The organism is Hirschia sp. (assembly GCF_058892565.1).
In genome coordinates this window covers 1-10,678 of the sequence record NZ_JBZXVU010000040.1, presented here as the reverse complement: position 1 = coordinate 10,678, position 10,678 = coordinate 1, and the positions used below count along the sequence as shown (strand labels likewise).

Below are 10,678 nucleotides of genomic sequence, written 5' to 3'. Positions count from 1 at the left end.
TCGACAGCTTTGGCCAAGGCTATGGGCTTTGAAGAAGTGTTTCACCTGACAGGCGGCATTCTAAAATATCTTGCAAATGTGCCAGAAGAAAAATCAGCGTGGGAAGGGGAATGTTTTGTCTTTGATCAACGTGTGTCGGTGAAACACGGCCTTGAATTGGGCAGTTATGATCAATGTTTTGCGTGCCGTCGGCCCATTACACGCGCCGATATAGACAAGCCTGAATTTACCAAAGGCGTGTCTTGTCACCAATGCTATGACGAATATTCGCCAGAGAAAAAAGCAGCGTTTGAAGAGCGCCAAAAGCAGATTGAATTGGCGAAAAAACGCGGCAAATCACATGTTGGGCAAGATCTGACCGCTGAACGTGAAGCGGCACGTCTCGCTGCTGAAGAGGCAAGACTGAAATCTATCGCTGGGAAAGAATCTGCTGGGGAGTAGTTGGAAACGAAATACCAAGCTACAGTTTTTTCAGGTTGGTATCCTCTTTTTTGTAGCTAGGTTTAGTTAAATTGCTTGGTGCTCTTTCCTTCTAGGAGAGCGGTGATAACTTGAGTTAACTCAAGCCCACCAGCGAAAGATTGCGCCATGACTCGATTTACTTTGATCTCACTTGTTTCAGCAGTTTCAGTTTTTGCGATTGCGGGATGCGCTAAACCTGCCGCAGAGAAGACAGTGCCGCCTGAGGCTGATGTATCTGAAACGGCTTCGGTTGAAGGTGACGTGACGCGAGAATTGCCGGCGAATGCTTTTGAAATAAAAGGTAGTGATGGGGTCGTTTTGATCGCCGAGTCGCTTGGCCAATTTGAAGAGCCGTGGGCGATGACATTCTTGCCAGATGGCAATCTGCTAGTGAATGAAAAAGAAGGACGTATCAAGCTCGTGACTGCGGATGGAGATGTGCTGGGGCAGATTTCTGGTGTGCCTGAAAGTGAAGTTGCAGGCCAAGGTGGTTTTGCCGATTTGGCGCTACATCCTGATTTTGAAAACAACAAAAAAGTCTATATTTCCTATATCGAAGCTGAGGGTGATTTATATGGCTCTGTTGTTGAAAGCGGGACGCTGAATTTAACATCTTCGGGCGGTGAGTTGACCGATATTGAGCGTATTTGGACGCAATCGCCGAAAGTTGATACGGGGCGCCATTTTAGTCAGCGTTTGCTGTTTGATAAGGATGGGTATCTTTTCATTACTTCGGGTGATCGCGGTGGACAGACGCCTGCGCAGGATATGAATGGTAATCTTGGAAAGCTTATTCGCCTCAATGATGATGGCAGCCTGCCGGATGATAATCCTTTTGCGGGGCAAGGTGGCATTAAAGAGCAGTTTTGGTCCATAGGGCACAGAAATCCGCTTGGTATCGCGATGGATGCTGATGGCCAGATTTGGGAAAACGAGATGGGCCCGCGCGGCGGCGATGAATTAAACCGCATTGTGAAGGGCGAAAATTATGGCTGGCCAGTGGTTTCTGATGGTCGCAATTATTCTATGTTGGATATTCCTGACCATGACACGCGCGATGATTTTAAAACGCCGGCTATTTCATGGGTGCCGTCAATTTCGCCTGGTAGTTTGATCATTTATACAGGTGATGTGTTTGCCGATTGGAAAGGCAATGCATTGATGGGCGGTTTGAGCGGACAGGCGATTGTGCGTGTGTCACTGGATGGCGAGAAAGGCACGGAAGAAGCGCGCTATTCTTGGGATGAACGCGTGCGAGAAATCGAGCGGGGACCAGATGGCGCAATCTATGTGCTAGAAGATGGTTTTGAAGGCCGTCTCCTGCGGATCACGCCAAAGGGATAAGTAGGGCTTGATAAAAAATTAGCGTGTATTATCCATGCGGGATGACACATTCTAATCTTCCTATTCTCTATACTTTTCGACGCTGTCCCTATGCTATGCGGGGGCGTATGGCTTTGCATGTTTGCGGGCAGGCGTTTGAATGGCGCGAAATTTTGTTGCGCGATAAGCCTGCCGCTATGCTGGAAGCCAGCGATAAAGGCACTGTGCCAACCTTAGTGTTAGGCGAGGATAAAGTCATAGATGAAAGCCTAGATGTTATGCTTTGGGCGTTGAGCATAAACGATCCTGAAGGTTGGCTGCCGATTAATGCCATGGACCGTGCTGTCACCTATGAATTGATTGAGCGCAATGATGGTCCATTTAAAGCGCATCTGGATCGTTATAAATACGCCTATCGCTATGATGATGTTGACGGGACTGAGCATCGCACAGCGGGATTTGAGACTATATTGGATCTGGAAAGCAGACTAAAGAATCAAGCCTTTCTAGCTGGTGAGACTATGGGGCTGGCTGATTATGCGATTTTTCCGTTTATCCGTCAGTTTCGTATTGCGGATATGGAATGGTTTGACGCGCAGGATATACCGCATGTGCATAAATGGCTGCAAGCGGCGATGGCGTCTGAAATTTTCGAGGCAATTATGGTCAAGCGTGCGCCCTGGAAAGTGGGCGACACGCCGATTATTTATCCGGTTGAGCGCTAAAGCTCAGCACGTATTTCTGTCGCGATTGTTTCTAATTCACCCATGTCAGCCATCGTTCCGGCGGCATGTGTACCTATAGATTTGCCTTCTCTACGCGGAATGATGTGAAAGTGGAGATGATAAACGGTTTGGCCGGCAGCTTCACCGTTGAACTGCGTTAGTATAATGCCGTCAGGGGCAAGTGCACGCTCGACTGCTTGCGCCACTTTCTGGACGCGCTCCATATAAGGGCCAAGCTTTTCTTGAGGCATTTCAAGGAAGTTGCGGGCAGTGACGCCTTTGGGAATGACAAGCGTGTGTCCGTCTGCTTGTGGGAATGCATCCATGAAGGCAAGAGCGACATCATCTTCATACACTTTTACCGATGGGATTTCGCCGCGCAGTATTTTAGCAAAGATATTGTCATTATCGTAATTTCCCTGAAGGCTCATGGTGTTTTCCTCTTAATCTTCGCTTTTTCGAAATGGTGTTCTTTGTCCTAGATATTCTATATCAGATTCAACTTGTTCGCGTTCATGGGTTAGATATTGAGCGATAGCATCTGAAAAGCTTTCATTGGCAATCCAGTGCGCTGAATATGTGGGGCTTGGTGCATACCCGCGTGCGAGCTTGTGGCCACCTTGTGCGCCGGCTTCAACCCGTTTCAAGCCGTGGGCGATGGCAAAGTCGATGGCTTGATAATAGCAAGTTTCAAAATGCAAACAGGGACGTTGTTCTGAGCATCCCCAATAGCGACCATAGAGTGTGTCGGAGCCGATCATATTGAGCGCACCAGCAATGGGGCGATTGTCTTCAGTGTCGCGTGCGAAAACAAGCAATATCTTGTCGCTCATGCGCTGACCTAGAAGGGTGAAAAAATCACGGTTGAGATAGGGGCTGCCCCATTTGCGCGCGCCGGTGTCGGTATAATAATCATAGAAGATATCCCAATGCTCGGCGGTGATTTGATCTCCGGTTAGGTGCTCGTAAATAATCCCATCTTGGGCTTGAGCGCGTTCCTTTTTTAGATTTTTGCGTTTGCGCGAAGCAAGTACATTTAGGAAGTCATCAAATGTAGTGTAATTATCATTTTCCCAGTGAAATTGCTGGTCGGTGCGTTGAAGCAAGCTTTGCGCACCTAATTCTTCGTATTCGAGGGCATCAATAAAGTTTATATGCAGTGATGAGAGATTGTTGTCGGACGTCATTTTGACCGCTGTTTGCAGCAATGCATCTTTGACAAGGGTGGCATTGGGGCCAGGAATGCAAAGGCGTCTTCGTCCAGTTACGGGGGTAAAGGGAACGCCTATCAATAATTTTGGATAATAGCGCCCACCGGCACGCTCTAAGGCATCTGCCCATGAATGATCAAAGACAAACTCACCTTGAGAATGTGATTTAAGATACATCGGGCATGCGCCTATCAGCTGGTTATCCTGATCTTTGGCGAGGATGTGGTAAGGGGCCCAGCCTGTTTGTGGTGAAACGCAGCCGGTTTCTTCTAAGGCTTGAAGAAAATCCCAATCGAGAAAAGGATCATAACTTTCACCCTCGGGGTTTGCGATCTTATTCCAGTCGTCTCTATCAACTTCGGAAAGCGCATTTATAATCGAGATTGAAAGCGTGAATTCATCTTTATCCATGAAGCTATATGTGGAGATGAAACCACGTCCTTTCAATAAAAAATTTGGGTCAATTGCAAACTTTAGTGTTTATTCAAATTCAATTATCGCATCGACTTCAACAGCGACACCCAGAGGCAAAACCGGACAGGCCACAGCAGAGCGCGCGTGACGCCCTTTTTCGCCAAATGCTTCGACCATAATGTCTGAACATCCATTGATGACTTGAGGAATGTCTACGAAATCTGGTGAAGCATTAACAAAGCCCCCAAGCTTTACGATGCGCTCAACGCGACTTAGGGATTGAAGCGCTGCTTTCATTTGTGTGATTAGATTTATACCGCACAAACGCGCAGCTGCCTGTCCGGCTTCTAAATCCATGTTTTCACCTAAGCGACCTTTGACGAGACCGTTTGCATCCATAGAAATTTGGCCTGAGATAAATAGCTGGTTTCCAGAAATGACATAGGGAACATAGTTAGCTACGGCAGCGTTTGGTTCGCCGAGTGTAATCCCTAAGCGTTCAAGGCGTGCTTCTGGTGTTGGCATATTTGTCTCCAAGGCAACATATAATTGTCGAAACTGTTGTATTTAACGGATGACAGATACAAGATTTTTTTCAAGATCGACGATAGAAAATGTCTAAGTTAATGTCTCGTTAGCTTAGATTTTTATAAAGTTGTGTTTAATCAGGTGAGATTCGGGTGAATCAGGAATTGAAGACGAAATAGAGGTAAATATAAGCCTGAAGCTGAATGTTTGTTAATTGACTGAATGTTCATGGGTTTTGTGCATAGATAACTTGCATAAAAGTCTTTTTTATCTTGAGCCGTAAAAGGGTGTTTAACCCTATTGGGCGAAAATACGGGTTGAGAGTGGGGAATCGCATACGCGGTTTCGCGAGGAGTAGCGACAGATATGGCTGAAACTGCATCAAAAAAAGTCCTCGTCGTCGAGGACAATGAGCTGAACATGAAATTGTTCTGCGATTTGTTGGGTGCGTTCGGTTTTGAGGCTGTTAAGTCTATTGACGGCTTGCGGGCTGTCGAAATGGCAAAAGAAATTCACCCAGATCTCATTATTATGGATATTCAACTTCCCGAAGTGTCCGGTTTGGACCTTGCGCGTTGGATAAAAGATGACGATGTAGTAGGCAATATTCCAATTTTGGCCGTTACAGCGTTTGCTATGCGTCAGGATGAAGAAGACGTGAAAGCTGCCGGTTGTGAAGCCTATATGACAAAACCAATTCAGATGACACCATTTATCAAAATGGTAGAAGAGCTGACCTCTACACGGGGTTCGACCCATTGAGCGCACGTGTACTTGTTGTTGATGATATAGAAGCCAACCGGAAATTATTGTGCGCTAAACTTGCGCATGAATATTTTCAGGTCACGACTGCTGTGGATGGTCTGGATGCAATTGATAAAGCGATTGCAACAGAGCCTGATATTATTTTGCTTGATGTCATGATGCCGCGCATGGATGGGTTTGAGGCCTGTCGAGAGCTTAAATTTGACCCGCGCACTGAGCATATCCCTATTGTGATGGTGACGGCTCTCAATGAGCGTGAAGACCGATTAAAAGGTTTGCGCGCTGGTGCAGATGACTTTTTGACGAAGCCAATCAATGATTTGCAATTGCTTTCACGAGTGCGGGCATTGTCAAAGTATAAATTGGTTGCTGATGAGCTGCGCAAGCGTGAAGCATCGGGGCGGCGTATAGGTGTGATTGATGTGACGCCAACAGGGCGCGGTGGAAATCCTGCACGTGTACTTGTTGTTGATGATAATGAGCGCCAAGCAGCGAGAATTTGTCGATATCTTGAGACTGATCATAAGCCAATGACGCTCGCCAATGCTGGCGCTAAACCGGGCGGTGTGGGTGCGGGCGCGGCGACAGTAGATATTATGGTGTTGTCGCTTGGCGGTGAAAAATATGATGGGCTAAAATTATGTGCCTATCTTAGAAATCTGGAAGCCACGCGTGATTTGCCCATTTTAGCGATTGTTGGTGCCGAAGATGAGGCGTTAGCTGTTCGTGCACTGGATCTGGGGGCATCTGATATTTTGGTGCGGCCTATTGATCCAGAAGAATTGCTCGCGCGGGTCAAGACGCAGGTGAGTAAGAAGCGATATATTGATTCTCTACGTGCGCGTCTGGATCAGTCTATGGAGTTGGCGGTCACTGATCAGCTAACCGGATTGCATAACCGTCGGTATATGGAAAACCAGCTAGAACAGTTTATGAAACGCGCCAATATGGGCGGCGGTCCGGTGTCTATTTTGCTGTGTGACTTGGATCACTTCAAAAAAGTGAATGATGGCCATGGCCATGATGTCGGCGATGAAGTGTTGCGACAGTTTTCGGATAGATTGATGCACAATATCCGACCAAGCGATATCGCATGTCGCTATGGCGGTGAAGAATTCATGGTCATCATGCCAGATACGACGATCCAAATGGCACAGCTTACCGCTGAACGTATCCGTGAAAAAGTGGATGGTGCTCCATTTAGTATCAATAACGGATTGGGCCGTTTGGATGTGACAATGTCGGGTGGTGCATCCGTGACCTTCCCGCCTGATGATAGCGTTGCTCAGCTGATAAAGCGTGCGGATGAGGCATTGTATAACGCCAAAGAAAATGGACGTAACCGAATCGTCTGTAATTTTGACGGCTTTTAAAACACGCTGAAATCACACTTAAGACTTGCTGGAATTACAGCACAAAAAAAGGGCCCGGTATTAACCGAGCCCTTTTTGTTTTGTTCGAAAATAAGATCTTATTTGATCTTACCTTCTTTGAATTCAACGTGTTTACGGATGACTGGGTCGTACTTTTTCAAGACGAGTTTTTCAGTCAAGTTACGCGGGTTTTTCTTTGTTACGTAGAAAAAACCAGTGTCCGCAGTCGAATTCAAGCGAATTTTCACAGTGGTAGGTTTAGCCATTGATCTCTTGCTCTGGTCGAGGCGCGGTTACTCGCGCGTGAAACGGAAAGCGTGCTTAAATCAGTTACCCCTCGCTTCGTCAAGACCTGTTTCTCAATTGTCTTCATTAGATTGAAAATAAATAGGTAATAACATGCTGGCTTGGCAAATAGTGGAGGTTTTAGGTTCAATTCAGTGAGAATCACAAGGGTTGTGAGAGGAGCTGAGTCGTTCAAGATGATTTTTATTCTCCTCCCAGTATGTGAAGAAGGGCGCGTGAGGTGCTTCGGGTGTTGTGATCCGCTTGTGAGCTTCCTCGATGGTGAAACGCGTAATGCTGGGAAGATCAAGGTCAGCGATTTGTTCAAAAGTGAACCATTGTAAATCTAGCAATTCATGGCTATCTGCTGGACGTTTTAAATGGGCCAGAACGACTTCTGATCTAGCTAGAAAGAAACGTGCATCAAAACGTTTAGCGCGATAGGGCGGTGTGATTGCGCGGCCTATGAATTGGATATTTTTCAGGCTGGGGCGGACAGAATGTCCAAGATAAGCTTTCCAGCTTTCATCTTCTATTGATGATGTGTCGACGGGATGGGCGACATTCTCACCAATAACCAAACCAGTCTCTTCAAAAGTTTCTCGAATGGCTGAAAGAACAAGGCCTGTTGGGGAGGTTTTGCTTTTCTGATTTAACAGGGACTGGCAAGTTGGATTGAGCTGATCAAGAGGGGGAATCAATAGATCGCACGGGTCCATTCTGCCGCCGGGGAAGACATATTTATTGGGCATGAAATCATGTCCGCTGGCACGTTGCCCCATAAGGATACGCGGCTGTGGCCCATCGCTGCGAACGAGTATCATTGTTGCGGCGTCGCGCGGCATGACCGGATTGTCCGCGCGGCTTAAATCAGGAGGTGCGTCGTCAAACTGCCCTGGTTTGAAAGTTTTTTCTGTTATGACGACGCTCCTGTCAGCTTGATCTTATTTCTTCTTGCCAGAACGTGACCCATTGGACCGCGCAGATCTATTTGAAGGGCGTTTTTTGCTGCCCTTATTGCCGCGTGGTGGATGGTTTCGACCACGACGCTCACGCTTGGGCTTTACCAGATCTTCGCGTGCCTCACGAGGCTCAGACAGCATTTCAAATAGCAATCCACCTGTAAGCGGCGTTGCTTCCTCAAGCTTTACGAGTACAGGCATGCCCATTTCATAGCGTTTTTCAGAGCCTTCAGCCACGAGAGCGGCGTTGTGCTCATCATACAGCCAGTATTCATCAGAAAGACGGGCTGCTGGTATGAAGCCATCAGCACCGCTATCATCGAGCTTCACAAACATACCAGCCTTGGTGACGCCTGCGATACGGCCTTGAAATTCAGCGCCAACTTTTTCAGACATGAAAGCCACTAAATAGCGGTCTGTTGCATCACGCTCGGCTGCCATAGAGCGGCGCTCTGTGGTGGTCAGGTGTTCTGCGATTTCTTCAAGGCGTTTGGACTCAACATCTGATAATCCATCTGGACCAAGGCTGAGGGCGCGGATGAGCGCGCGGTGCACGATGAGATCGGAATACCGGCGAATAGGAGATGTGAAGTGTGCATATTTCGCGAGATTGAGTCCGAAATGGCCAAAATTCTCAGGTGCGTATCTCGCTTGAGATTGTGATCTCAACACCATTTCCGAAACAAGGTGCTCGTGTTCTGTGCGTCTTGCTTGTGCAAGTAGGTCGTTAAAGCGTTCTGCTGTTTTTTTCGCGCCGCGTGCCCACTTCATGCCAATGGTTGGCAAGAAGAAACCAAGGGCGAGAATTTTCTCGTCTGAGGGTTCATCATGCACACGATAGATCAGCGGTGAATTTGCTTTTTCCAAGCTTTCAGCCGCACACACATTGGCTTGGATCATAAACTCTTCGATGAGTTTATGAGCGTCAAAGCGGTCTTTGGTGAATACGCCAAGCACTGTGCCGTCTTTATCAAGTGTGACGCGGCGCTCGGGTAGGTCTAGCTCTAATGGTTGGCGACGTGTGCGGGCTTTGCCGACACATTCATAAGCTGCCCATAAAGGCTTAAGGACGGTTTCAAGAAGAGGGCCGGCCTTATCGTCAGGTTTGCCATCAATAGCGGCTTGAGCTTGTTCATAGGATAGTTTGGCTGCTGAACGCATTGTGCCGCGAATAAATCGGTGGCCAATTTTGTCACCATTTGCGGAAAAACGCATTTCAACCGCGAATGTTTCGCGCAATTCGTTTTCCTTCAGAGAACATTGTTCTGCTGAAAGGGCTTCTGGAAGCATTGGCGCAACACGGTCTGGGAAATAAGTTGAGTTTCCGCGTTTATAGGCTTCATCATCCAATGCTGTACCGTGTTGTACATAGGCAGCAACATCTGCAATAGCGACATAAACGATCCAGCCACCATTATTGCCTTCATCTTCATCTGGACGTGCAAAAACAGCATCATCATGATCGCGTGCATCTGCAGGGTCGATTGTGATGAGTGGAATATCTGTAAGATCTTCACGCGCCGTTTTTTGAGCTGTCGCGTTTTCCGCTTCTGCAATGATTTCTACTGGGAATTCATCGGGCACATCATGTGTGTGCAGAGCGATGAGGGATGCTGATTTTGGGTTTTCCATACGCCCAACAATCTCAACCACCTCAGCCATTTGCGGGCCGTAAGGCTTAGATTTTTTTAGGCTGATACGAACGATGTCGCCAGTTTCTGCATCTTTGGAGAGGATCTTTTCAACCAGATACTCATTTTTGTCTTTGCGACTGGTCGGTTTGACGCGTCCGCCATGTTTATTGGCTTCAAACAAACCGATGACTGTTGAAGTCGTCGTGTTTTCGATTTTCTTGATAACTTTGGCATACCACAGACTGTCATTGGCTTTGCCAACTTTACAGAGAGCTTTATCCCCAATTCCAAGGGATTCGCCTTTTTTGCGTCCGCCAGTGGCAACACATGTGATCTCTGGGCCGTACAAGCCATCACGGCCGACGCAGCGGCCAACCAGATCACCATGTTCGTCTAGTTTTTCAAATTTAATGATAGATGTGGGAGGCGGGGCATCAACGCTAGAAAACTGACGTTTTCCTGTGCGAGCGATCGTGCCTTCTGTTTCAAGTTTTTTCAGAATCTGACGCAGTGCGACACGGTCGGAGCCTTGAACACCAAGACCTCGTGCAATTTCGCGTTTGTTAGATTTATCGGGATTGCGCTCTAGAAATTCAAGAACGGCTTTTTCAGTTATATTACTCATGAGGAGGCATATAACCCAAAAATGGATTTAATGCCCGTTTTTTGTTTGTTGAAATTTAAATTACGATTTTAAGGCAAGAATTCGGGGCATCAGATTTGAATAATCTTCGCCCCGAATGTGGTGTTTTGTGGTGCTTAAGAATCGCTAGCAGGAGCCTTTTTAGCGGGAGCTTTCTTAGCCGCAGGTTTTTTCGCGGGCGCTTTTTTCTTGGCGGGTGCTTTTTTCTTTGACGCACCAGCTTTTGCATTGATCAGCTCAATTGCTTTTTCCAATGTAATTGTCTCAGGTGTTAAATCCTTTGGCAAAGTTGCATTGGTTTTTTGGTGTTTAACATAGGGACCATAACGCCCATCAAACACATTGATTGGTTC

At 47.1% G+C, this 10,678-nt stretch carries 12 protein-coding genes; 5 read left to right on the top strand and 7 right to left on the bottom strand.

Annotated elements, in window-relative coordinates; genetic code table 11:
• From AC5EF3_RS14475 to AC5EF3_RS14465, 3 genes are all read left to right on the top strand, one after another.
• Window positions 1-441 (top strand): rhodanese domain-containing protein (locus AC5EF3_RS14475; protein WP_493548563.1); only part of this gene is annotated, 441 nt, incomplete at its 5' end.
• A gap of 147 nt (window positions 442-588) precedes the next feature.
• A complete protein-coding gene (locus tag AC5EF3_RS14470; protein WP_493548562.1) occupies window positions 589-1,806 on the top strand; it encodes a PQQ-dependent sugar dehydrogenase in 1,218 nt (405 codons plus the stop codon).
• A 41-nt stretch (window positions 1,807-1,847) separates the two neighbouring features.
• A complete protein-coding gene (locus tag AC5EF3_RS14465; protein ID WP_493548561.1) occupies window positions 1,848-2,510 on the top strand; it encodes a glutathione S-transferase in 663 nt (220 codons plus the stop codon).
• Here AC5EF3_RS14465 and AC5EF3_RS14460 read toward each other — a convergent pair.
• From AC5EF3_RS14460 to AC5EF3_RS14450, 3 genes are all read right to left on the bottom strand, one after another.
• Window positions 2,507-2,941 carry an HIT family protein gene (locus AC5EF3_RS14460; RefSeq protein ID WP_493548560.1) on the bottom strand — a complete coding sequence of 145 codons (435 nt, stop codon included), beginning with the start codon at window positions 2,939-2,941 and terminating at the stop codon, window positions 2,507-2,509. The genes AC5EF3_RS14465 and AC5EF3_RS14460 overlap by 4 nt on opposite strands.
• A 12-nt stretch (window positions 2,942-2,953) precedes the next feature.
• Complete coding sequence (locus AC5EF3_RS14455; protein ID WP_493548559.1) at window positions 2,954-4,132, bottom strand: GNAT family N-acetyltransferase; 1,179 nt, start codon at window positions 4,130-4,132, stop codon at window positions 2,954-2,956.
• Between the two features lie 69 nt (window positions 4,133-4,201).
• Complete coding sequence (locus tag AC5EF3_RS14450; RefSeq protein ID WP_015827828.1) at window positions 4,202-4,660, bottom strand: RidA family protein; 459 nt, start codon at window positions 4,658-4,660, stop codon at window positions 4,202-4,204.
• Between the two features lie 369 nt (window positions 4,661-5,029).
• On the opposite strand from AC5EF3_RS14450, the gene AC5EF3_RS14445 reads away from it, so the two are divergent.
• Together AC5EF3_RS14445 and AC5EF3_RS14440 are read left to right on the top strand one after the other, a co-directional pair.
• A complete protein-coding gene (locus tag AC5EF3_RS14445; RefSeq protein ID WP_015827827.1) occupies window positions 5,030-5,425 on the top strand; it encodes a response regulator in 396 nt (131 codons plus the stop codon).
• Complete coding sequence (locus tag AC5EF3_RS14440) at window positions 5,422-6,801, top strand: PleD family two-component system response regulator (protein WP_015827826.1); 1,380 nt, start codon at window positions 5,422-5,424, stop codon at window positions 6,799-6,801. The genes AC5EF3_RS14445 and AC5EF3_RS14440 overlap by 4 nt, the downstream gene beginning before the upstream one ends.
• A gap of 98 nt (window positions 6,802-6,899) precedes the next feature.
• Here AC5EF3_RS14440 and rpmG read toward each other — a convergent pair whose 3' ends face one another.
• The 4 genes from rpmG to AC5EF3_RS14420 form a co-directional block, all read right to left on the bottom strand.
• Window positions 6,900-7,067 carry a 50S ribosomal protein L33 gene (rpmG, locus tag AC5EF3_RS14435; RefSeq protein WP_015827825.1) on the bottom strand — a complete coding sequence of 56 codons (168 nt, stop codon included), beginning with the start codon at window positions 7,065-7,067 and terminating at the stop codon, window positions 6,900-6,902.
• Window positions 7,068-7,238: 171 nt separating this feature from the next.
• Window positions 7,239-7,931 (bottom strand): NUDIX hydrolase, encoded by a 693-nt coding sequence (locus AC5EF3_RS14430; protein WP_493548558.1) that lies wholly within the window; start codon window positions 7,929-7,931, stop codon window positions 7,239-7,241.
• Between the two features lie 99 nt (window positions 7,932-8,030).
• On the bottom strand, window positions 8,031-10,307 hold the full coding sequence (gene rnr / locus AC5EF3_RS14425; protein ID WP_493548557.1) for a ribonuclease R: 2,277 nt from the start codon (window positions 10,305-10,307) through the stop codon (window positions 8,031-8,033).
• 134 nt (window positions 10,308-10,441) lie between these two features.
• Window positions 10,442-10,678, bottom strand: a 237-nt coding sequence (locus AC5EF3_RS14420; protein WP_493548556.1) for a topoisomerase C-terminal repeat-containing protein, incomplete at its 5' end; no start/stop codon positions are given.